The organism is Microbispora sp. NPDC049125 (assembly GCF_040802045.1).
Taxonomy (GTDB): Bacteria; Actinomycetota; Actinomycetes; order Streptosporangiales; family Streptosporangiaceae; genus Microbispora.
Genome location: NZ_JBEZDW010000029.1, coordinates 22,310 through 43,261, shown reverse-complemented (window position 1 = coordinate 43,261; position 20,952 = coordinate 22,310). Strand labels below are relative to the sequence as shown.

Here is a 20,952-nt window from a genome sequence, read left to right as displayed (position 1 = left end):
CCGCCCTTCGCTACTCGGAGAGCCCTCAGAGTAGCGATGGGTGACGACAGAAATACGTTAAGTGGCGGGAAGGACGGTCCCCGAGACCTCGCCCAGGCGGATGCCGCCGGGGGCGGTGGCGGTGACGGTGACGGTGTCGCCATCCTCCAGGAAGGTCCTGGCGCGGCCGTCGGCCGCTTTGAACGGCTCGGCCCCGTTCCAGGTCAGCTCGATGAGCGAGCCAGGCTCGCCCGCTCCCGAGACCGTCCCGCTGGCGAACAGGTCGCCGGTGCGCAGGGTGGCGCCGTTGATCGTCATGTGGGCGAGCATCTGGTCGGGCGTCCAGTACATGTCCCGGTACGGCGGCTCCGACACCACCTCGCCGTTCAGCTCCACGCGCAACGTGAGGTCGAGGCCCCAGCGGGCGCTCCTGCGCAGGTAGGCGGCGGGCTTCGGATCCTGCGGCCGGCCCTCGACCCGGGCGGCCTCCAGCGCGTCGAGCGGCGTGATCCACGCCGAGACCGACGTGGCGAAGGACTTGCCCAGGAAGGGGCCGAGGGGGACGTACTCCCACGCCTGGATGTCCCTGGCGCTCCAGTCGTTGACGAGGGTCACGCCGAAGACATGGTCCTCGAACGCGCCGGGCCGCTCGCCGGGCCTCGTGGGCACCCCCACCACGAAGCCGAGCTCGGCCTCGATGTCCAGCTTCTCCGTCGGCCCGAACGACGGCCGCTGGCCGTGGGGGCGCCTGATCGGCGTGCCCGACACCACCACCGTCCCGGCCCGTCCGTGGTAGCCGACGGGAAGATGCCGCCAGTTCGGCTTCAGCGGCTCCTCCCGCGGCCGGAAGATCCGCCCGAGGTTCGACGCGTGCTCCAGCGAGGCGTAGAAGTCGACGTAGTCGGCCACCTCTATCGGCAGATGGAGGGTGACCTGGTCGAGCGGGACCAGATGGTCGCCGCGGCCGGCGGCCTCACGTACGCGCTCGCGCGTCTCCCGCCATGCCGTGGGGCCCAGCGCCATGAAGGGGTTGAGGCTCGGCGCGGAGAAGACCTCGTCTCCCAGGGCCGCCGCCAGGTCGAGGACGTGGTCGCCGGCCCGGACCCCGGCGCGCCGGGGCTCCCCGGGCCGGGAGAACACGCCGTAGGGCAGGTCTCCCGGGTTCGCGCCGCCGTTCACGCCCGGCCCGCCCAGGTCCAGGCGTACGCGGGGTCCTCGCACTCCAGTGCCGCCGCGCCGAGGTCGAGCGGGCGGAAGGTGTCCAGCATGACGGCCATCTCGCTGGTGTCCGTGCGGCCCTGCCGTACGGCCTCGACGGCGGCCTCCACCGCGCCCGGCTGCGGGCCGTGCGTGAAGCCCGCGGGGTGGAGCGAGACCGATCCGACGTCGATGCCGGAGCCCTTCCTCGCCGTGTAGTCGCCGCCCGCGTAGAACATGAACTCGTCGGAGTCCACGTTGTGGTGGTTGTACGGGATCGGCACCGCGTCGGGATGGAAGTCCAGCGGCCGGGGACAGAACGAGCAGATCACGAATCCCGGCCCCTCGAACGTCTGGTGGACCGGCGGCGGCGCGTGGGTCCGCTTCACGATCGGCTCGAAGTCGTGGATGTTGAAGGCGTACGGATACAGGCAGCCGTCCCAGCCGACGACGTCGAACGGGTGGTTCGCGTAGGTGAGCCTTGTCAGCCCGCCTCTCGTGCGGACCAGGACCGGCACCTCCTCGCCGTCGGCCAGCAGCGGCTCGGCGGGGGCGCGCAGGTCGCGCTCGCAGTACGGCGCGTGCTCAAGGAACTGGCCGTGCTGGGACAGGTAACGCCGGGGCGGCCTGATGTGCCCGGCGGCCTCGATGACCAGCGCGGTCATCCTTCCCTCCGGGACCCAGCGGTGGATCGTGCCGGTCGGGATCACGACGTAGTCGCCCTCGCCCACGTCGAGCGCGCCGTACGCGGACTCGAACCTGGCCCGGCCGCTCGCGATGTACACGCACTCGTCGCCCATCGAGTCGCGGTAGAGCTCACTGGGCGCGCCGGTGGCGACGTACGAGATGCGCACGTCGGTGTTGCCGGCCAGCGGCATCCGCCCGGAGACGAGGTCACCGCCGGCAGGCAGGTCCTGTGTGCGGAAGTGGCGCGGCGAGAGCGGCAGGTTCGGGGTCAGCCGCGCCGTTCCGGCGTCGACCGACTCCGCCTTGACGATCGCCGTGGGCGCGTGGCGGTGATAGAGGAGGGACGAGTCCGAGGAGAAGCCCTCCTCGCCCATCAACTCCTCCTTGTAGAGGCCGCCGTCGGGCCGGCGGAACTGCACGTGGCGCTTGCGCGGGACCTCTCCGACGACGCGGTAGTACGGCATGGCCAACCTCCATGTGTCCGATTAACGGACGACAGTGTCCTCTATATGTACGACGATCCGACTCCGAGCGGTCGATGTCAAACGGGCCGTCCCATAACCGGGGTCCGGACGGCAGTGAGGCGCCGGTCGGGCGGAGGCCGTGACGCGGCATGGTGATCAGGCGGCCTGGATCGGCGGAGGATTCAGGCGGACCCGAAGCGGCGGAAGATCAGGCGCCGGACGGCTGGGACAGGGCGTGGGCGAGCTGGTCGGCGGCGTCGAGGACGAGCGGCCCCACCCTTTCTGCGTCCAGGTCGGTGAAGCTCACGACCCCGACCGACGCCTCCAGCCACGCGAGCCCGCGGACCGGCGCGGCGATGCCCTGCGCGCCCTCCTGGAGCTGCCCGCTGCTCGTCCGCAGCGGCGACCCGCCGGCTCCCGAGCGGAGCGCGAGCAGAGCCAGCCCGGCCGCGCCACGCGTGAGGGGATGCCGCGAGCCCTCCCGGTACGCCACGTGGAAGTCGGTCCACGAGGGCTCGACCACCGCCACCGCCAGCCCCTCATCGCCCTCGGCCACGGTGAGGTGCGCCGTCGCCCCGGCCCGTTCGGCGAGGGAGCGCAGCGCCGGGAGCGCGGCGGCGCGCATCAGCGGCTGGACGGCCTGGGCCAGCACGAGCACGCCGAAGCCGAGGTGGACCCGGCCCTCGGCATCGCGGTGGGCGAAGCCCTCCGCCTGCAGGGTCGTCAGCAGGCGGTAGACGACCGGGCGGCTCAGGCCGAGCTCCTGCGCCAGCTCCGTGGGCGTGCGGCCCCGGCCCGCGTCCGCGAGCAGCCGCAGCAGGCGCAGGCCCCGTTCCAGCGTCTGCGCCGACTCGGCCGCCATCATGATTCGATTATCGCGCCCCTGCGCCCCCGCGATCGCGGGGGCGCGATGTGGGGGGCGACCATGCGCGGGCCGGAGGCCCTGTCCGTTAGGGAGCTGCGATGAAGTCGGCGATCGTGGTGGGGGCCGGGATCTGGGGAGCGTCGCTGGCGCTGCGCCTGGCGGACGAGGGCTGGCGGGTGACGCTCGTCGAGCAGTACGCGCCGGGGCACGTCCGGCAGGCCAGCGCGGGGGAGACCCGCCTGCTGCGCTGCGCGCACGGCTCCGACGACTGGTACCCCCGGATGGCGTGGCGTGCCAGGAACGGCTGGCGGGACCTGGAGGAGCGCGCGGGCGAGGAGCTGTACCAGGAGGCCGGGCTCATGTGGCTGGCCCACCGTGAGGACGGGTGGGAGAGCCGCAGCGCCGGCGTCCTGGCCGCGCTGGACATCCCGCACGAGTTGCTGGAGCCCGCGCAGGCGGAGGCGTTGTTCCCCGGTCTTCGCGGCGACGACCTCGCGTTCGTCCTGTGGGAGCCGAACGCCGGCGTGCTGCGGGCGCGGCGCGCGACCCAGGTGACCGCCCGCCTCGCCCGCGCCGCGGGTGTCCGCCAGGTCCGGGCGAGGGCGGCGCCGTACGGCGGGCGGCGCGTGGTGGCCGACGGCGAGGTGCTGGCCGCCGACCGGGTGGTCTGGGCGTGCGGCGCGTGGCTGCCGGGGCTGTTCGGTGACCGCCTGGGCGTGGACATCGAGGTGACCAGGCAGGACACCTTCCATTTCGGCGTGCCGCGGGAGTGGTCCACGCCGCCGCTGCCGGCGTTCTGCGACTACGAGCAGTCGGCGTACGGCCACGGCGACCTCGACGGCGCGGGCATGAAGGTGACCAGCGACGCGGAAGGCGACCCGTACGACCCGGAGACCGGCGGGCGTCAGGTGTCGGCGCACGGGGAGGCGCTGGCGCGTGACTACCTCGCCCGGCGGTTCCCGTCGCTGGCGGGCGCCCCGGTCGTGCTCGGGCAGGTCTGCCAGTACGCGCTGACGAAGGACGCGGAGTGGATCGTCGCGGAGGTGGAGGACGGAGTCTGGGTGCTCGGCGGGGACTCGGGACACGGGTTCAAACACGCCCCGGTGCTGGCGGAACTCGTCGCGGAGATCCTCGACGGCACGCGGGAGCCTGACGCCAGGTTCGGCCTGCGGGAGCGGCAGCCGGTCCGGGGGCTCAGGACCAGCGGCCGTACGGCGGAGGGCTGACCCAGGCCTTCGAGGAGCCCGAGCGGGCGCCGGAAGGGTGAGCCTCTCGGCGCAGCCGCGTCCCGGGGGCCGAAGGGACGTGGGCTCGGTGTCAGTCGTCGATCGACTGGTAGACCGTGGTCCAGAAGTCGTGGATGAGCCGCGCCGGATCCGGGGTGGACATGCCGACCTGGGTGAGCAGGATCCCGGTGAGCTGGTTGTCCGGGTCGGCGTAGGTCGAGGTGCCGCTTCCGCCGTCCCAGCCGAACTGGCCGATGGGCGCGTAGTCGCCGCGGTAGGTGCGCACCGCCATCCCGAAGCCCCAGCCGCCGTGCTGCCCCTGGCCGAACGACACATGGACGTTGTCGACGGCCATGGCGTGCCGGGCGGCTTGTTGCTCGGGCGTGAGGCGGTTGGTGGTCATCAGCTGGACGGCGGGCCGGGACAGGATCCGTTCGGTCCCGTGCGTCCCGTGATTCAGCAGCATCCGGAAGTAGGCGTGGTAATCGTCGACGGTGGAGACCAGCCCGCCGCCGCCGCCCTGGAACGCCGGAGGCCGGCTCCAGCGTCCGTCCTTGGCCTCGTCCCACACGATGAACTCCCCGGTCTGCGGGTTGGGAGCGTAAAGGGCCGGCAGCCGGTCGATCTTTTCGGCGGGCACGTGGAAACCGGTGTCCTTCATGCCCAGGGGGTCGAAGATGCGTTCACGCAGGAACGCCTCGAACGACTGGCCCGTGACCCTGGCGACGAGCACCCCGAGCAGGTCGTTGCTGATCTGGTACTGCCAGCGCTCTCCGGGCTGGTGCATCAGCGGAAGCGTGCCAAGGCGGCGCATCCACTCATCCGGCTCGGGCATCGGCTCCGGCAGATCGGGCGTGAGCCCCTGCTCGAAGATCGCGCCCATGATCGGAGTGCCGAGCGACGTCATGTCCATGCCGAGCCCGAACGTGGAGGTCAGCAGGTCCCGTACGGTGATCGGCCGCCGCGCCGGCACCGTGTCGTCCAACGGGCCGTCGATCCGCTTCAGCACCCGCCGGTCGGCGAGCTCCGGCAGCCACGGCTCCACCAGGTCGTCCAACCGCAGCCTGCACTCGTCGAGCAGGACCATCGCCGCCGCGACCGCGACAGGCTTCGACGTCGAGGCCATCCGGAAGATCGTGTCCCGGCGCATCGGCGCGCCACCCTCATGGCGCATCGTGCCCATCGCCTCGACGTGTGTCTCATCTCCCCGGCTGACCAGCGCGACAAGCCCGGGGATCTTCCCGGAGTCGACATGACGTGCCAGCACGTCACGCAGTCTGCGCAGCCCTGCTTCGGAGAAGCCGCCGTTGTTTCCCATCATGGATCTCCTTGCCTGGAGCCTTCGACCCGCCGTCGTGACGAGCTCAGTCATGGGGGACTCCCTTTGCGGCGTCACCGCCATCGTTCGGGAATCGCTGAACGCCTGCGACACTACATTGCGTTCATAAATCATGCAACGAATTATGGATGTCGCTTTGCCTGTTCTAGCTCGATGTCTCGGTTTGTTTTGCAATGGACGTGCAGCTGAATGCAATGGATGCTCGGACGTGCATTGCAATGGGCTGCGAGTGAATACATACTGTGCAGCGGGTGTGCGGGCGGAGAGCTCCGCATGTCGGCAGATGGGAGACGAGCACCGATGCCCGGAGGCAGGCTCACCAACGAGGATCGTCAGCAAATCGCCGCCGGTCTGGCCGAGGGGCTCGGATACGCGGAGATCGGCCGGCGTCTGGACCGGCCGGCCTCGACCATCATGCGAGAGGTCACCCGCAACGGCGGGCCCGGCGATTACGGGGCGGACCAGGCGCACGAGGCCACGCGGCATCGTGCGCGCCGGCACAAGCAGGCCCGGCCTCCGGCGCCGCCGATCCCCGACGGCGCCCACGGGCGTGACCCCCAAGCGGTGCGGGACTTCACGGAGTCCTTCACCGCTCTCCTCATCCAGCAAGGGCTGCCCCGGATGGAGGCCAGGGTGATGGCCTGCCTGTACACCACTGACTCCGGCGTCCTCACCGCCGCCGACCTGGTCCAGCGGCTTCGCGTCAGCCCGGCGTCGATCTCGCACGCCGTCGCCTTTCTCGAACAGCAGGGCATGCTCAGGCGGGAACGGCCTCCCGGCGTGCGGCGCGAACGCTATGTCATCGACGATGAGATCTGGCTACGGTCTCTCATCGCGGCTCTGCAGATGAACGAAGCCCTGGCGGCGGCGTCGCAGCGCGGAGCCGCGATTCTCGGGGCCACAACCCCGGCGGGCGCCCGCTTCGAGTCCTCCGCCGAACTGCTTCTCCTTGTGAGCGAGGCCTTTCATCGGGTCATAGAGCAGTGGCGGCAGAGCGCGGCCGCCCGGAGCGCCCAGCAAGCCGGACACGCTGACCACACGGGACGAGCTCGCGTACTGGACCGAGAAGACGAGCCGGCGGCGGGCGGGTGATTGTCGACGCCCTGGGCTTGCGGGCGGAGGCTGCTTCATGAGCGGTCGCTCTTCCATTGCCGTACGCCGCCCCCGTCTCCGCGCGCCGCCCCCCGCGGCTGTCCTGTCCCTGCGGCTGGCAAGGCGCGATTGCACTGACCCTCCACGGGGACGCCGAGTACCTCCGCAGCGAGCGCCACGCCGACGGCGTGGCAGCGCGCTCGACAACCTATTTATCTGGCTGTACCTTTTTTTATCTATGCAGATAAAAAAACCGTCGCGGGACAGCGTCACCAACGCCGCGCGCCGGACGCAGATCGTCCGAGCGGCTGCCGAGACCATCGCCGAGCTCGGTTACGACAAGGCCACCTTCGCCACCATCACCGAGCGCGCCGGCCTCAGCAGCCCCCGCATGATCTCCTACCATTTCGCGGGCAAACAGGACCTCATCCGGCAGATCGTCGAAGACGTCTACCTCGCGGGAGCGGCCTTCATCCTGGAGCGCGTCAAAGCCCAGGCCACCGCCGCCGGACGGCTGCGGGCCTACCTGGAGGCGAACCTGGAATTCCTCCGAGACCACCCGGTTGAACTGGCCGCTGTGACCGAGATCGGACCCCATCTGCGGGACCAGGCCGGCGAGCCGTACTCCGCCACCGGCTATCAGGAGCCGAGCGTCCAGGGACTCGTCATGGTGCTGGAGGAGGGGCAGCGCGGCGGCGAGTTCGGCGACTTCGACGCCCGGTCGATGGCCGTGATGATGCGTGCCGCCATCGACGCGGCGGCCCCGAGGCTGCGCGGCGAGCACCCGTTCGACTTCGACGCCTACCGCAGCACCGTCGTCGACACCTTCGTCCACGCCGTACAACAGGCTGAGCAGCGGGACGCGGTGGAGCGGTGAGCGGGGTGCATCGCGGCCTGGTGAGTGTCGTGGCCCTGGAGCTGGCCGGGCCGCTGGTGATCTTCTACGGGCTCAGGACGGCCGGGGTGAGCCAATGGATCGCGTTGCTGGCCGCCGGTGCGCTGCCCGCGGCCCGAGCCGTCCGCGGCCTGGTCGTCGAGCGGCGCGTCAGCGGGATCACGGTGTTCGTGCTCGGCGCGATGGTGCTCACCGTGGCCATGTCGTTCGTCGCCGGCAGCCCGCGCGTGCTTCTGATCCGCAACGCGTGGGGCACCTGCGCGCTGGGGGTGTGGGCGTTGATCACGCTGTGGGGCCGCCGCCCGTTCCTGTACGAGGCCATGCGCATGATCTCCAATCGCGACAAACAGCAGCGGTGGGAGGCGAACTGGAGGGATCACCCGCCGTTCCGCCAGGTGCTGCGGGTCGCCACAGCGGTGTGGGGCGCCGCGCTGCTGGCCGATGCGGCCCTGCGCGTCGTCATGGCCGCCACGCTGCCCATCGACGCGGTGCCGCTGCTGGACGACGTCCTGCTGGTGGTCACCCTCGCCGCCCTGCTCGCCTTCCAGCGTCTGTACGGCCGCGCCTACCTGCGCCGTCACGGCTTGCGACTCAGGGGCGTCGAGCTGGTTCGCCTGCCGGTCGCAGCGTCCGGCCCGCCCGGGGAGTCACGTTGACCGTGATGCTGATCACCGGCGGCGCCAGCGGCATCGGCGCTGCCGTAGCACGGCGCATGGCGAGCAAGGGGCGAAAAGTGGTCATCGCCGACAAGGACCGCTCGCGCGGCGAGGAGGTCGCCGCCGAGATCGGCGCCCGGTTCGTACCAGCCGACGTCTCCCGCCCGGAGGACAACGAGGCAGCCGTGGCCGAGGCGATCTCAGCCTACGGCGGGCTCGACGTGGCAGTGCTCAACGCCGGCATCCCCGGCCAGTGCGGATGGCACAACTTCACCCCGGTCGCCTACCGCACCACCATCGCCACCAACCTGGACAGCGTCGTCTACGGAATCCATGCCTGCCTCCCGCACCTGCGCCGAGGCGGCTCGATCATCGTCACCTCCAGCCTGGCCGGCCTCAAGGAAGCTCCCGACCCGTTCTACACCGCGAGCAAGCACGCCCTGGTCGGCCTCATCCGGTCCACGGCCATGCACCTGGCCCGAGACGGCGTCACGGTCAACGCGCTGTGCCCGGGCCTGGTCGACACCCCGCTGGTCGCCCCGTTCCGCGAGTTGCTCGCCGAGGCGGGACACGTCTTCGCCAGCCCGTGCGAGGCAGCCGATGCGGTGGAGGCCATCCTGGCCGGCGGGCGGAGCGGACAGGCCTGGATCGTGCTGAACGGGCGCCCCCCTTACCCGGCACGGTTCCCCGACGTGACTGTGAACGCAGAGGGTGGATGATCGCCGACCGGTCTGTCCAGGGACGCAGCGACCGGCCAGCCCGGCGACGCCCCCGCCTGGCCTGCCTCCGGTTCGACCGCCGAGCCTCGTGCCAGGCCCAGTGCCGGGCCTGCTCACACTGCCGAACGCATCGCTGATCAGGAGTGGTTGTTCGACCTGGCCAGCGGCCAAAAGCCACCGTCTGACCCCAGGGTGGATGAAGCCTCATCACCAATGAATGAGACCGGGGCAGGCGCGATGCGCGGACCTGGGAGGTGGCGGTAGCGCGCGACCAGCCGGTAGCCCACCTCGGCCAGCCAGTTCACCGGCGGGGCCGGGCACCATAAGGGCGGTGCCGCATGTTCGCGCACGAGCGGTCGCACTGGGGATCATCGAACCCGGTCACGGGCGTTCGGCGGGGACGACCGGCGCGCGATGCCGGTGAGCACCGCGCCCCGAAGTTCGTCGTCGGGTTTCAGCGCCCGCTCAGCCAGGCGCCGAACTCGTCCAGGTCGATCAAGCCGTCGCCGTCGGTATCCACCTTGGTGATGGCACCTTGGGCGGCTTCCGTGGTGATCGTCTCTCCGAGCACCTCCATCAACCGGACCAGTTCCTCGGCGGAGATCCGCCCGTCCTTGTCCACATCGATGAGGTCAAATGTCACTGCATATTCGCTCATGTCGTCCTCCTTGGGATCGCGCTCAGCACACTAGCCGATCAGTCGGGCTACCCTCAGGCCGTAGCCTTGAACAGTGGGGACCCTGGCGTCCGGTTCGACGACTCGCATTCTCGTGGTCGACGACGAGCCTCAGCTGCTGCGCGCGCTGCGCATCAATCTGGCCGCCCGCCACTACGAAGTGGCGGTGGCGGCCGACGGCGCGCAGGCTCTGCGGGCGGCCGCCGACTGGCACCCCGACCTGGTCGTCCTCGATCTCGGCCTGCCGGATATGGACGGGGTGGAGGTCATCCACGGCCTGCGGGGGTGGACGAGCGTCCCCATCATCGTGCTGTCCGGCAGGGCAGGTGGCGCCGACAAGGTCGACGCGCTCGACGCCGGCGCGGACGACTACGTGACCAAACCCTTCGGCGTCGACGAGTTGCTCGCCCGGATCCGCGCGGTCACCCGGAGGACGGCGCCGCACGACCCGGACCAGGCCCGGGTGCAGCTCGGCGACGTCGTGGTCGACCTGGCCGGCAAGACAGTCTCCACCGGTGTACGGCTGACGCCGACCGAATGGCATCTGCTGGAGATCCTTCTGCGCAACCCCGGCAAGCTCATCAGCCAGCGGCAGTTGCTGACCGAGGTGTGGGGCCCGGTGTACGTCAAGGAGAGCCACTACCTACGGCAGTACATGGCTCAGCTCCGCCGGAAACTGGAGCCGGACCCGGCCCGGCCGGTGCACCTGCTCACCGAGCCGGGCATGGGTTACCGCTTTCAGCCTTGAGCCCGCCGAACAGCTCAGATCGTTCAACGCGCTTACGTATCGCGCCCTCAGGCCGCCGTGCAGGTGGGCGAGGGGGCGGCGTTCGAGCCGTTCCATGAGGCCAGGAAACCGAAGGTCGCGGTCGATCCCGCGGCCAGCCCGCCGTTCCAGTTCACATTCGTGGCGGTCACTGCGGCCCCTGACTGTGTGAGCGTCCCGTTCCACGACTGGGTCACCTGCTGGCCGCCGGCGAAGGACCACCGCACGGTCCAGCTGGTGATCGGCGCCGTGCCCGCGTTCCGCACGGTGACCTCACCCTGGAAGCCGCCCGCCCACTGGTTGATGATCGTGTACGTCGCCGTGCAGCCGCCCGTCGTCCCTGTGGGAGTGGGTGACGGCGATGGCGTCGGAGAAGGCGTGGGTGTGGGAGTAGGCGAAGGCGTGGGGGTGGGGGTCGGTGGGGGCGTAGGGGTCGGGCTCGGGCTGGGGGTGCCGCCCGACAGCAGCGCGGCCAGGGCCGGATACCACCGGTCGGACATCTTCTGGTCGCCGGACGCGTTCGGGTGGACTCCGTCGTAGGTGTCGGCGGCCGTGCTGAAGCCGGTCCACTGGTCGACGACCACCACAGGGGACGCGGCGGTGGTCTTCGAGGCCGCCCACGCGGGGATCGCGTCGTTCAGCGCGACGACCCGCTGTCCGCACTCGGCGCAGGTGGACGGGTTCATCGGAATGATCTTCGCGACGAGGACCTTCATGTTCGGATTGGCGGCCCGCATCTGGTCGACGAGCTTGCCGTACGCCGCGAGGATCGTGGCGGTCGGCCTGTTGCTCCACACGTCGTTGGTGCCGAAGTGCATCAGGACGATGTCGGGACGGGTCGCGGAGAGCCAGCCGGGGAGCTGGTTCTGGTCCGCCACGTTCGTCACGAGCGCGCCGCCGTGGCCCTCGTTGTCCCCGTCGTACGGCACGGAGCAGCCCTGGGGGCCGAGCGTGCCCACCATGTCGATCGCCGTGTAGCCCGTGCTCTGCAGCTTGTTCCACAGCAGGGCCCGCCAGCAGCCGGGTGACCCGGTGATCGAGTCGCCCAGCGGCATGATCCTCACGGTGGCCGCCTGGGCGGGCCGGGCCACCAGCATCCCGAGCACCACCAGCAGCGCCGCCACCGCCGCGCTTCGCTTCGACATCGCACGCTCCCTCGTGGTCCGGGGGCGATGCTAGGGAGCCGGGGCGTCTCCGCCCAGGATCACTCCTCGGCAGCCCCCGTGACCAGCGGCGATGTATGTAACGTTCACCCGATTAACCGGGCAAGCTCCGCGACGCCCAGCGTGCCGGGAGGCCGGCGCTCGCGCGCGAACCGGTTGGCCTCGCGCTGCAGGACGAGGTTGACCGGCGTGGGCACGCCGTGCATGCGGCCGAGCAGCACGATCTCGCCGTTGAGGTAGTCGACCTCGATCGAGCCGCTGCCCTTGGCGAGGCTCTGCCACGACGATCCGCCGGGTCGTTCGGCCCCGTGGAGGGGGGCCATCTCGACCGACTCTCCTCGTCTGGCCCGCTCCTCCTCGTCGGAGGCGTACAGGATGCCGGCGGCGTCCAGGACGGCGCGGCCCTCGGCGTACGCGCGGTCCGCGATCGCGCGGGCTCCCTCGACCGGGCCGCACATCGCCTCGACCGCGTTGCCCAGGTTGCCGAGCAGTTTGGCGTACTTCCACCGCATCACGTCGGGGGTGGCGAAGCTGGAGAACGAGCACGCGGCGAGGTCGCCGGCCATCCGCCGCGCCAGGTCGTCCACCCCTTCGGGGTAGCGGCCGACGGGCAGCATGCCCGACATCGGCGTGCCGTACGCCGCGACGACCCCGGGTTCGAGGTGCAGCGTGGGCATCCACAGGCACATGCCGTACACGGTCTGGAACCTGCGCAGCGCGATGCGCTCGTTCTCGACGGCGTTCTGGGCGCAGACGACGGGGGCGTCCCCCCACCCGTCGAGGGCGGCCGCCGTGTCCTGTGTCTTGGTCGCCACCATCAGCACGTCGCCGTCGCGTATCTGGACGGGCCGGTCGGTGACGGGGATGGGGAGCGTCGCGTCGCCCTGGGGAGTGAGCAGGCGCAGGCCGCCGTCGCGCAGGGCCTCGTAGTGGGCGCCCCTGGCCACCAGGAGGACGTCGTGGCCGCCCTGGAAGAGCCGTCCGCCGATGGTCCCGCCGATCGCTCCGGCGCCGATGATGATGTACCGCACCGCACGATCCTGGCACGTGGTTCCCCCTGGCCGCACGAGCGAATATGCTGCGTGCGGTCCCGTTTACGCACGTCCCGAGAGGTTCGGCCGCATGTACAAGGAGTTCCTCGGCGAGGTCGTGGTGTGGCTGATCCCCGTCGTCATCCTCGTGGGCCTCGCGCTCATGGTCACCAGCCACGCCTGATCACCCCTGAGACAGGGGCCCGGCCACGACGGCCAGGGCCCCTGTCGGCATGTCCCCACAGGCTCTCCACAATCACCGCAAAGTGCCGTCAATCCGGCATGTTGGTCACATATGGACAAAAGTGGCACTTGTCCAAATATTGATCAATGCGCGCCCATCATGTGATACTTCGCAAATGGTGTGATCGTCCGGTGGGGAGCAAGACGGATGTCAATCGAGCTGGGCGAGGGACTTGCCCGAGATGCCCGGATTGTCCCCTTTCGTCAAGTAATTCCCCGGCTTCTAAAAGACCCGGTGCGTGCGCTCCTCGACATGGGCCGTGAGGCCGACGGGAAGATCATCCGGATGAACCTCGGCCCGTTCCGGCCGTATCTCGTGACCCATCCCGATCATCTCCAGCACATCCTGCGCGGCAATTCCGCGAACTACACCCGTGACGGTGTCTTCTGGCGGCCACTGCGGAGGTTGTTCGGCGACGGCATCATGTCCGACGGTCCTTCCTGGGAGCTGAGCCGCAGGACCCTGCAGCCGGTGTTCACGGCCAAGCACGTGGAGTCGCTCGCGGATCTCATGGCGGAGGCGATCGTGGAGGGCGTCGACGAGCTGGCCGGCCCGGTGGCCTCCGGCCGTCCGATCGACGTCCCCGCGGCCATGGCGCGCATCGTGAACAGAACCGTCATGCGGGTCTTCTTCGGCGACAAGATCGACATTGCGGACGCCGAGCGGCTGGCCCCGGCCTTCGACACGGTCGGCACCTCGGTGATCTTCCGGTACCTGCTGCCGTCCGTGCCCGAGTCCGTTCCCGTGCCGGGGGACCGGGCCTTCCGGCGGGCCGTACGGACGATCGACGAGATCGTCACCCCGCTGGTTCAGCGGCATCGAGGGCGCACCTCCGAGGGGTACGACATCTTCTCGGTGCTCTGCCGCGCGCGTGACGACACCGGCGCCGAGCCGAGCCCCGCATGGGTCCGCGACAACCTCGTCGCCATGCTCGCGACCGCCACGGAGACCACGGCCGGAGCCCTCACCTGGTTCTGGCTGATCCTTGAGGCACACCCCGACGTGGCGGCCAGGCTCGTCGGCGAGATCACCGGTGTGGTCGGAGACGAGCGTGTGAGGCACTCGCACCTGAAGGACCTGCCGTACACCGGGCAGGTCGTCCAGGAGCTCCTGCGGCTGTACCCCGTGGGCTGGCTTTTCCCGCGCATGATCGTCGAACGCGAGGCACTGGGCGGCGTGTGGCTCGAACGGGGCGAGACGGTCATTGTGAGCCCCTATGTGACCCACCGGCTCGAATCCTTCTGGGACCGGCCCGACGAGTTCGACCCCGACCGGTTCTCCCGGCAGCGCTCCCAGAACCGGCACCGGTACGCGTACTTCCCCTTCGGAGGCGGACCGCACCAGTGCATCGGCATGCACGTCTTCATGATCGAGACACGCCTCGTGATCGCGGGAATCCTCAGCCGCTACCGGCCTGTCTCGAACGGCCGCGCGATCGCCCCGCCCAAGATGGGCGCCTCTCTCCGCCCCAGCCGGCGGGTCGAGCTGACCTTGCGTCCCTTGTCACACGCGTAGCCGGAAAGGTCGTACATGACAGAGTCAGCTGGCGCCGCTGAGTTTCGCGAGGCCAGGAAGCGGGGCTCGGTGGCCGCTCTGGCCACCAGATCGCAGCGGGACCTGCTCGAATGCGTGGCGGCCCACCCGGATCTCTTCCCGGACAGGCCCTTCGACCACACGCTGGTCAGCGCGGTCGCACTCGCGAACGCGTTCGGGAGCCCCGACGCGACGGCCGACCGCGTGCGGGTCGCCAACCGTACGGCACTGTGGATCTTCGCGGTCGACTGGCTGCTGGACCACGTCGCGGCCACGCGTGCCGAGGTGGAGCGACTCGTGGAGGGCTGCCTCGACGTGGCCGATGGACGTCCCCCCTCACCCGGGTTCTCTCTTGGCCGGTTCCTGGCCGGCCTGCGGGCGGAGATGGCCGCGGCACCGGCGTTCGCCGGGCGTGAGGTCCTGTGGATGGACGCGTTGCGCGACATGCTCACGGCGATGGCCCGGGAGTGGGACTGGAAGGCGGCGGCACGCGAGGGGGAGACGCTGCCGAAGCTGGAGGAGTACCTGGGCAACGCGGACAACTTCGGCTCGTCCTTCGTGAACGTCTCCCACTGGATCCACGGTGGAGACCCGGAGACCCTGAGGCGCCTCGACGAGCTGCGGATCGCGAGTGACGAGGTTCAGCGGGTGCTGCGTCTCCTCAACGACCTCGCGACCTATGAGCGGGACATGGCGTGGGGCGACCTCAACGCGCAGATGCTCGGCGTGGGCCGCGACGAGGTGCTCGAGCGGATCGAGGCTCTGACCGAGGAATGCTGGAGGCTCTTCGCGCCGCTGCGGGACCCGTGTCCGGACGAGGTGGCCTACTTGGAGCGGCAGCTCGGTTACAGCGCGGGCTTCTACGGGGGCGCCGACTACTGGGGTGAGCTGTGACGACGGGCGCCCTCGCCTCCCCCAAGGCGGTGGACGTCGCCGCCGCGGCGGACGATCTGGTCTCGGACCTGATGCTGAGGCCATGGGGCACGGTCTCTCCGTCGGTCTACGAGACCGCCCGGCTCGTGAGTCTCGCCCCTTGGCTGATCGGCCACCGGGAGCGACTCGACTTCCTCCTGCGCACCCAGCAGCCGGACGGGCATTGGGGACGGCCCGACGGGTACGGCCTGGTCCCCACGCTGAGCGCCACCGAGGCTCTCCTGTCGTCGCTGGGCCGCCCCGGCCGCACCGACGACGAGGCGATGATCCTCGCGGCCGACCTCGGCCTGCGCTGGACGCTCCGCCGGCTGGCCGAGGATGAAGGGCCGGCGTTTCCCGACACCCCGGCGATCGAGCTGATCGTGCCGTCACTGATCGAGCTGGTCAACGGACACCTCGACCGGCTGGAGGATGCGGCGGTGACGCCGGCCGTTCATCAGCGCCTCCGCCTGCCCGCCTCCATGAGCCACCGGACCCTGACCGCGGTCAGGGCGCGGATGGCGTCGGGTGCGGCGCTGCCGGAGAAACTGCTTCACGCGCTCGAAGTGGTCGGCGACGCGGCCCGTGGGGCCCACAACGTCCTGCCCTCCTCGATCGGCACGGTCGGCGCGTCCCCGGCGGCCACCGCCGCCTGGATCAATGAGGACATGCCGCGCGACCCGGAGGAGGCCGCCCGGCGGCATCTGGAGGCGGTCGTGCGGCGGCATGACGGCCCCGTCCCGGTCGGATTCCCCATCACGGTCTTCGAACGGGGCTGGGTGCTGAGCTGGCTGGCCCGGGCCGGCATCCCCTTCGACGTACCTGCGGAGATGCTGGCCGATCTTCGGGCGGCGATCCGGCCGGAGGGCACCGCCGCGGGCGCCGGGCTGCCGCCGGACGCCGATACCACGTCGGTGGCCCTGTACGCCCTGGCGCTGCTCGGGATGCCGTGCGAGCCGGAGAGCCTGTGGACCTTCGAGACGCCGACCCACTTCTGCACCTGGCAGGGGGAGGAGGGCTCCTCGGTCAGCGTCAACGCCCACGTGCTCGATGCCTTCGGCCAGTACGTCGCGGTCCGGCCGGCGGAGTCGGCCCGCTACGCCCCGGCGATGGAGAAGATCTCCTCCTGGCTCCGCCACCAGCAGGGGGCCGACGGGAGCTGGCAGGATCGGTGGCACGCCTCGCCGTACTACGCGACCGTCGCCTGCGGGCTGGCGCTGCACGAGTTCGGTGGGCCGGCTTCCGCGGTGTCCGTACGCGAGGCCGTCCGCTGGGTGCTGGGGACGCAGCGCCCGGACGGCTCGTGGGGCCGGTGGGCCGGCACGGCGGAGGAGACGGCCTACGCCGTGCAGCTCCTGCTGCTCGCGGCGGATGAGCGGCGGGTGGAGGAGGCGGTGACGCGGGGCTACCGCTACCTGCTGTGCGCGACCGACCCGGCGGACGGCCCGGCGCTGTGGCATGACAAGGACCTCTACCGCCCGGTGGCGATCGTGCGGGCGGCCGTCCTGGCGGCCCTCCATCTCGTGCAGTCCAACCGGTTCGTCATGAAGCGCTGCCGGCAGCTACGGCCATCAGGCTGACAGCCTCTTTGGGAAATGGTAAATTAGCTCGTTTAGCGCATCGTTTCGCCTTTGAGTAGCTTGAGGGAATTTGAGAGCGTTGCTAGGGTGTCCGAGACGTAGCGCGGCCATATTTGTTGGGCGATGTCCGCCGTCTTGGTGGTGAGCCATGTTAATCGCCGGTAAACGTGCTGCGAGGGCTCTCTGAATGTCGCTTGGTGGGTGTTATGCGCTTCCGCAATTCGAGCATGCGGACCAAAGTCACGGCCGTGCTCGTGTCGCTCGCCGCTCTCTGGGCATTCGCGGCATGGGTCACACTGCGGGATGGGCTGAACCTCGCCTGGGTGGCGGTGTACAACAAGGCGGTCGCGGAGCCGAGTGACACGCTCCTGCTCGAACTTCAGCAGGAGCGGCGGCTCTCGGTCGTCCGCCTGGCAGCCCCCGGGCTCGTCAAGCGGGACACGCTCGCCGCCCAGCGCGCCCGGACCGACAGCGCCATCGCGAACTTCCGGCGGCTCGCGAACGGCAGTGACGTCAGGTTGGCGGCGAGCGATGAGCTGCGGCAGCGGATCAGCGAGTCGTTCCTGCGGCTGGACCAGCTCGGCCCCGGGCGGGACGCGATCGACGCGGGCCACGTGGACCGGGCCCGGGCGGTCGCCATCTTCACCGCCGCCATCGACTCCCTGTTCAAGAACTACAACTCGCTCGCCACCCTTGACGACGAACAGATCGCGAAAGACACGCGGTCGCTGATCGGCGTGAACTGGTCAAGGGAACTGCTGTCGCAGGAGGACGCGCTGCTCGCCGGCGTCTTCGCGGCGGGGCAGTTCACAGAGCCGGAGCACCGGCATTTCACCGAGCTGGTAGGAATTCGGCGATACGTCCTCGAGACGGCCGTCGCCAACCTTCCCGAGGGGAACAAGCCGGCGTACAGCGACTGGTCGTCATCCGCGCAGGTCGTCGCCCTGACGGGCATGGAGGACGAGCTCGCGCAGAGCAAGCAGTCCGGCCGCCGGCCCTTCCTCACCGCGATCCAGTGGCAGGGTGTTTCCGAGCCCGCTCTCGCCGGGCTGAAGAAGATCGTCACCGAGGCGGGTGACGATGTGGTGGGCCGGGCCTCCGCGGTCGCGGCCGGGGTCATCATCCGGCTGGTCCTGGCCGGCGTGCTGGGACTGGTCGCCGTCGTCGCGTCCGTCATCTTGTCGGTCAGCACGGCCAGGGCGCTGGTGCGGCAGCTGGAGCGGCTGCGGGCCGCGGCGCTCGAGCTGGCCAACGAGCGCCTGCCCGGCGTGGTGGCCCGGCTCGCGCAGGGTGAGAAGGTGGACGTCAAGGCGGAGGCGCCGCCGCTGGCGGTCGGCGACGACCTCATCGGCCAGCTGGGCGCGGCCTTCAACACCGTGCAGGAAACCGCGATCCGCACCGCCGTCGAGGAGGCCCAGCTCCGGCAGAGCATCCGCGACATCCTGCTCAGCCTCGCCCGGCGGACGCAGTCGCTGGTCCACCGCCAGCTCACGCTCCTCGACGTCATGGAGCGGCGCGAATCGGACCCGGCGGAGCTGAAGGACCTGTTCCGCATCGACCACCTCGCCACCCGCATGCGGCGCAACGCGGAGAACCTCATCGTGCTGTCCGGCGCGTCCCCGGCCCGGTCCTGGCGGCGTTCGGTGCCGATGGTGAACGTCGTACGCGGCGCGCTCGCCGAGGTCGAGGACTACACCCGGGTGAGCGTGCTCCCGATGGGGCAGGTCGGGCTCGGCGGCCGGGCGGTCGGAGACGTCATCCACCTGCTCGCCGAGCTCATCGAGAACGCGGTGTCGTTCTCCCCGCCGTACACGAGCGTGCAGGTGGGCGGCCAGGTGGTGGCCAGCGGCTACGCGATCGAGATCGAGGACCGCGGCCTGGGCATGACCCCCGAGGACCTCAAGGCGAGCAACGAGCGGATCGCCAACCCGCCGGAGTTCAACCTGTCGAGCACCGCGCGTCTGGGACTGTACGTGGTCAGCCGCCTGGCCGAGCGGCACGGGATCCGGGTCGCGCTGAAGGCGTCGCCGTACGGGGGGACCACGGCGGTCGTGTTCATCCCACGCGAGCTCGTGATCCAGGGCGACGACGGCCTTTCGGACCAGGAGACCGACCCCGCCCTGAGGCGGGGCGCCCGGCGGGGACCGGGCGAGGAGACCGGCCCCGCCCCGGAGCGGGGCGCCCGGCGGGGGCCGGAGCAGGAGCGGAGCGCGCGCAGGATCGCTCTGGTGGGCGCGCCCCGGGTGGTTCCAGAGCCAGCCCAGGAGGTGGTCCCCGTGCAGAGCGTTCCCGAGCCGCCGACGCCCCCGCCGCCGGCCTCGTTCACCCCGTCCGGTCTGCCGTTCCGGGTGCCGCAGGCGAGCCTGCCCCCGGAGCTCGCGGAGAACTCGTCGCCGGTGCACGACGACGATGACACCGAGGACCGCTCGCCCGACGACATCCGCAAGATCATGGGCTCGTTCCAGTCCGGGACCCGCAGGGGCCGATCCGAGGCCGCGAGGCTGGTAGGCGAAGGAGAGGACGACCAATGACGCAGACGACGGGTGCCTCCGCCGACCTCGCGTGGCTCCTCGACGACCTCGTCGGGCGGGTCCGCGAGGCGGAGCACGGCATCGTCCTGTCCACCGACGGCCTGCTGCTGGCCGCCTCGAACGGCCTGCGCGTCGACGACGCCGAGCATCTGGCGGCCGTGGCCGCCGGGCTGCAGAGCCTCGCCCGCGGTGTGGGCGAGCGCTTCGAGGGCGGCGCCGTACGGCAGACCATCATCGAGATGAAGTCGGCCTACCTGCTGGTGACCGTCGCCGGCCAGGGAGCCTGCCTGGCCGTCCTGTGCGCCGGTGACGCGGACGTGGGCCTGGTGGCGTACGAGATGGCCATGCTGGTCGTCCGGGTCGGGCAGTACCTCACCTCCCCCGCCCGTACGACGGGGAGCGAGGCCCACCGATGAGCCCTGACTGGAACCAGGACGACGACCGGCTGCTCGACGCGCCCACCGTCAGGCCGTACGTGATCGCGCGCGGGCGCACCGAGGCGCAGGACCGGTTCGACCTGATCTCGCTCGCGGTGACCGTGCGCCCCACGACGGGATCCGAGGTCGGCCTCGACCCGGAGCACCAGGCGATCGTACGGCTGTGCCGCAGGCCCCTGTCGGTCGCCGAGATCGCCGCGCATCTGGACCTTCCCGCGGGGATCGTCCGCGTGCTCCTCGGCGACCTGTTCGACCGGGGTTTCGTCGCGGTGCAGCAGCCCCAACCGGAGACGAACGTGCTGGACGAGCGGATGTACAAGGCGGTGCTCGATGGCCTACGAGCACTCTGAACAGCCGAAGATGCCCACGGCGATCAAGCTTCTGATCGCCGGGGGCTTCGGGGTCGGCAAGACCACCATGGTCGGCTCGGTGTCGGAGATCCGGCCCCTGCGCACGGAGGAGACGCTCAGCGACCGCGGCGTGGGCGTCGACGACCTGTCAGGGGTGGAGAAGAAGCTGACCACCACGGTGGCCATGGACTTCGGCCGCATCAGCGTGGGCGAGGACTTCGTGCTCTACCTGTTCGGCACGCCGGGGCAGGAGCGGTTCTGGTTCGTCTGGGACGAGCTGGCCCGCGGCGCGATCGGCGCGGTCGTCCTGGCCGACACCCGCAGGCTCGCCGACTGCTTCCCGTCGGTGGACTACTTCGAGCGGCGCGGCACCCCGTTCCTCGTGGCCGTCAACTGCTTCGAGGACGCACCCGTCTTCGCCCTCGACGAGGTGAAGCTCGCGCTGAACCTCGGGGAGGGCGTCCCGGTCATGCTGTGCGACGCCCGCAAGCGCGACTCGGCCAAGGAGGTCCTGATCGCGCTGGTCAAGCACGCCTATACCAAGCGGCCGACGGCCGCCGTGGGGTGAAGGCCCGGCGACCGTCGGCGCGGGCTGTGGCATGGGTGACAT

20 protein-coding genes are annotated in these 20,952 nt (G+C 70.5%); 13 read left to right on the top strand and 7 right to left on the bottom strand.

Annotation, left to right across the window (positions count from 1 at the left end; all coding sequences use genetic code 11):
* Positions 1 to 57: 57 nt before the first annotated feature.
* The 3 genes from fahA to AB0B72_RS28375 form a co-directional block, all read right to left on the bottom strand.
* A complete protein-coding gene (gene fahA / locus AB0B72_RS28385) occupies positions 58 to 1,158 on the bottom strand; it encodes a fumarylacetoacetase (protein ID WP_367742124.1) in 1,101 nt (366 codons plus the stop codon).
* Positions 1,155 to 2,327, bottom strand: a complete 1,173-nt coding sequence (locus AB0B72_RS28380) for a homogentisate 1,2-dioxygenase (RefSeq protein WP_367742123.1) — start codon at positions 2,325 to 2,327, stop codon at positions 1,155 to 1,157. Before AB0B72_RS28380 ends, fahA begins: the two co-directional genes overlap by 4 nt.
* Before the next feature lie 208 nt (positions 2,328 to 2,535).
* Positions 2,536 to 3,192: a helix-turn-helix domain-containing protein gene (locus tag AB0B72_RS28375; RefSeq protein WP_367742122.1), complete on the bottom strand. Its 657-nt coding sequence runs from the start codon at positions 3,190 to 3,192 to the stop codon at positions 2,536 to 2,538.
* 98 nt (positions 3,193 to 3,290) lie between these two features.
* Between AB0B72_RS28375 and AB0B72_RS28370 the strand changes: the two genes are divergently transcribed.
* On the top strand, positions 3,291 to 4,418 hold the full coding sequence (locus AB0B72_RS28370) for an NAD(P)/FAD-dependent oxidoreductase (protein ID WP_367742121.1): 1,128 nt from the start codon (positions 3,291 to 3,293) through the stop codon (positions 4,416 to 4,418).
* 91 nt (positions 4,419 to 4,509) lie between these two features.
* On the opposite strand, the gene AB0B72_RS28365 is transcribed toward AB0B72_RS28370, so the two are convergent.
* Entirely contained in the window at positions 4,510 to 5,739 is a 1,230-nt protein-coding gene (locus AB0B72_RS28365) for a serine hydrolase domain-containing protein (RefSeq protein WP_367742120.1), read from the bottom strand.
* 318 nt (positions 5,740 to 6,057) lie between these two features.
* Here AB0B72_RS28365 and AB0B72_RS28360 point away from each other — a divergent pair, with 318 nt between their 5' ends.
* The 4 genes from AB0B72_RS28360 (at position 6,058) to AB0B72_RS28345 (ending at position 9,119) form a co-directional block, all read left to right on the top strand.
* Positions 6,058 to 6,849, top strand: a complete 792-nt coding sequence (locus AB0B72_RS28360) for a helix-turn-helix domain-containing protein (RefSeq protein WP_367742119.1) — start codon at positions 6,058 to 6,060, stop codon at positions 6,847 to 6,849.
* A gap of 238 nt (positions 6,850 to 7,087) precedes the next feature.
* A complete protein-coding gene (locus tag AB0B72_RS28355) occupies positions 7,088 to 7,726 on the top strand; it encodes a TetR/AcrR family transcriptional regulator (protein WP_367742118.1) in 639 nt (212 codons plus the stop codon).
* Positions 7,723 to 8,400 carry a VC0807 family protein gene (locus AB0B72_RS28350; RefSeq protein WP_367742117.1) on the top strand — a complete coding sequence of 226 codons (678 nt, stop codon included), beginning with the start codon at positions 7,723 to 7,725 and terminating at the stop codon, positions 8,398 to 8,400. Before AB0B72_RS28355 ends, AB0B72_RS28350 begins: the two co-directional genes overlap by 4 nt.
* A gap of 5 nt (positions 8,401 to 8,405) precedes the next feature.
* Complete coding sequence (locus AB0B72_RS28345; protein ID WP_367742199.1) at positions 8,406 to 9,119, top strand: SDR family NAD(P)-dependent oxidoreductase; 714 nt, start codon at positions 8,406 to 8,408, stop codon at positions 9,117 to 9,119.
* A gap of 454 nt (positions 9,120 to 9,573) precedes the next feature.
* Here the strand turns inward: AB0B72_RS28345 and AB0B72_RS28340 are convergent, their stop codons facing one another.
* Positions 9,574 to 9,777 carry an EF-hand domain-containing protein gene (locus AB0B72_RS28340; RefSeq protein WP_367742116.1) on the bottom strand — a complete coding sequence of 68 codons (204 nt, stop codon included), beginning with the start codon at positions 9,775 to 9,777 and terminating at the stop codon, positions 9,574 to 9,576.
* Positions 9,778 to 9,850: 73 nt separating this feature from the next.
* On the opposite strand from AB0B72_RS28340, the gene AB0B72_RS28335 reads away from it, so the two are divergent.
* Positions 9,851 to 10,543, top strand: coding sequence for a response regulator (locus AB0B72_RS28335; protein WP_367742114.1), 693 nt, complete (start codon positions 9,851 to 9,853; stop codon positions 10,541 to 10,543).
* A 47-nt stretch (positions 10,544 to 10,590) separates the two neighbouring features.
* On the opposite strand, the gene AB0B72_RS28330 is transcribed toward AB0B72_RS28335, so the two are convergent.
* A complete protein-coding gene (locus AB0B72_RS28330) occupies positions 10,591 to 11,706 on the bottom strand; it encodes a cellulose binding domain-containing protein (protein ID WP_367742113.1) in 1,116 nt (371 codons plus the stop codon).
* 104 nt (positions 11,707 to 11,810) lie between these two features.
* On the bottom strand, positions 11,811 to 12,755 hold the full coding sequence (locus tag AB0B72_RS28325; protein WP_367742112.1) for a ketopantoate reductase family protein: 945 nt from the start codon (positions 12,753 to 12,755) through the stop codon (positions 11,811 to 11,813).
* 478 nt (positions 12,756 to 13,233) lie between these two features.
* Here AB0B72_RS28325 and AB0B72_RS28320 point away from each other — a divergent pair, with 478 nt between their 5' ends.
* The 7 genes from AB0B72_RS28320 (at position 13,234) to AB0B72_RS28290 (ending at position 20,910) form a co-directional block, all read left to right on the top strand.
* Entirely contained in the window at positions 13,234 to 14,514 is a 1,281-nt protein-coding gene (locus AB0B72_RS28320) for a cytochrome P450 (protein ID WP_367742111.1), read from the top strand.
* 15 nt (positions 14,515 to 14,529) lie between these two features.
* Positions 14,530 to 15,426 (top strand): terpene synthase family protein, encoded by an 897-nt coding sequence (locus AB0B72_RS28315; RefSeq protein ID WP_367742110.1) that lies wholly within the window; start codon positions 14,530 to 14,532, stop codon positions 15,424 to 15,426.
* Complete coding sequence (locus tag AB0B72_RS28310) at positions 15,423 to 17,024, top strand: prenyltransferase/squalene oxidase repeat-containing protein (RefSeq protein WP_367742108.1); 1,602 nt, start codon at positions 15,423 to 15,425, stop codon at positions 17,022 to 17,024. The genes AB0B72_RS28315 and AB0B72_RS28310 overlap by 4 nt, the downstream gene beginning before the upstream one ends.
* A 227-nt stretch (positions 17,025 to 17,251) precedes the next feature.
* On the top strand, positions 17,252 to 19,555 hold the full coding sequence (locus tag AB0B72_RS28305) for a nitrate- and nitrite sensing domain-containing protein (RefSeq protein WP_367742106.1): 2,304 nt from the start codon (positions 17,252 to 17,254) through the stop codon (positions 19,553 to 19,555).
* A complete protein-coding gene (locus tag AB0B72_RS28300) occupies positions 19,552 to 19,971 on the top strand; it encodes a roadblock/LC7 domain-containing protein (RefSeq protein ID WP_367742105.1) in 420 nt (139 codons plus the stop codon). Before AB0B72_RS28305 ends, AB0B72_RS28300 begins: the two co-directional genes overlap by 4 nt.
* A complete protein-coding gene (locus AB0B72_RS28295; protein WP_367742104.1) occupies positions 19,968 to 20,342 on the top strand; it encodes a DUF742 domain-containing protein in 375 nt (124 codons plus the stop codon). Before AB0B72_RS28300 ends, AB0B72_RS28295 begins: the two co-directional genes overlap by 4 nt.
* The gene (locus AB0B72_RS28290; RefSeq protein ID WP_367742102.1) at positions 20,323 to 20,910 is read left to right on the top strand and encodes an ATP/GTP-binding protein; all 588 of its coding nucleotides are present in this window, start codon (positions 20,323 to 20,325) and stop codon (positions 20,908 to 20,910) included. Before AB0B72_RS28295 ends, AB0B72_RS28290 begins: the two co-directional genes overlap by 20 nt.
* Positions 20,911 to 20,952: the final 42 nt, after the last annotated feature.

What these genes read in the sequence shown, in the direction of transcription:
- AB0B72_RS28380 (WP_367742123.1), bottom strand. Translation starts at nt 2,327, where the DNA reads ATGCCGTACTACCGCGTCGTCGGAGAGGTCCCGCGCAAGCGCCACGTG.
- AB0B72_RS28290 (WP_367742102.1), top strand. Translation starts at nt 20,323, where the DNA reads ATGGCCTACGAGCACTCTGAACAGCCGAAGATGCCCACGGCGATCAAG.
- AB0B72_RS28315 (WP_367742110.1), top strand. Translation starts at nt 14,530, where the DNA reads ATGACAGAGTCAGCTGGCGCCGCTGAGTTTCGCGAGGCCAGGAAGCGG.
- AB0B72_RS28330 (WP_367742113.1), bottom strand. Translation starts at nt 11,706, where the DNA reads ATGTCGAAGCGAAGCGCGGCGGTGGCGGCGCTGCTGGTGGTGCTCGGG.
- AB0B72_RS28365 (WP_367742120.1), bottom strand. Translation starts at nt 5,739, where the DNA reads ATGATGGGAAACAACGGCGGCTTCTCCGAAGCAGGGCTGCGCAGACTG.
- AB0B72_RS28295 (WP_367742104.1), top strand. Translation starts at nt 19,968, where the DNA reads ATGAGCCCTGACTGGAACCAGGACGACGACCGGCTGCTCGACGCGCCC.
- AB0B72_RS28345 (WP_367742199.1), top strand. Translation starts at nt 8,406, where the DNA reads ATGCTGATCACCGGCGGCGCCAGCGGCATCGGCGCTGCCGTAGCACGG.
- AB0B72_RS28300 (WP_367742105.1), top strand. Translation starts at nt 19,552, where the DNA reads ATGACGCAGACGACGGGTGCCTCCGCCGACCTCGCGTGGCTCCTCGAC.
- AB0B72_RS28340 (WP_367742116.1), bottom strand. Translation starts at nt 9,777, where the DNA reads ATGAGCGAATATGCAGTGACATTTGACCTCATCGATGTGGACAAGGAC.
- AB0B72_RS28375 (WP_367742122.1), bottom strand. Translation starts at nt 3,192, where the DNA reads ATGATGGCGGCCGAGTCGGCGCAGACGCTGGAACGGGGCCTGCGCCTG.
- AB0B72_RS28360 (WP_367742119.1), top strand. Translation starts at nt 6,058, where the DNA reads ATGCCCGGAGGCAGGCTCACCAACGAGGATCGTCAGCAAATCGCCGCC.
- AB0B72_RS28305 (WP_367742106.1), top strand. Translation starts at nt 17,252, where the DNA reads ATGCGGACCAAAGTCACGGCCGTGCTCGTGTCGCTCGCCGCTCTCTGG.
- AB0B72_RS28355 (WP_367742118.1), top strand. Translation starts at nt 7,088, where the DNA reads ATGCAGATAAAAAAACCGTCGCGGGACAGCGTCACCAACGCCGCGCGC.
- AB0B72_RS28370 (WP_367742121.1), top strand. Translation starts at nt 3,291, where the DNA reads ATGAAGTCGGCGATCGTGGTGGGGGCCGGGATCTGGGGAGCGTCGCTG.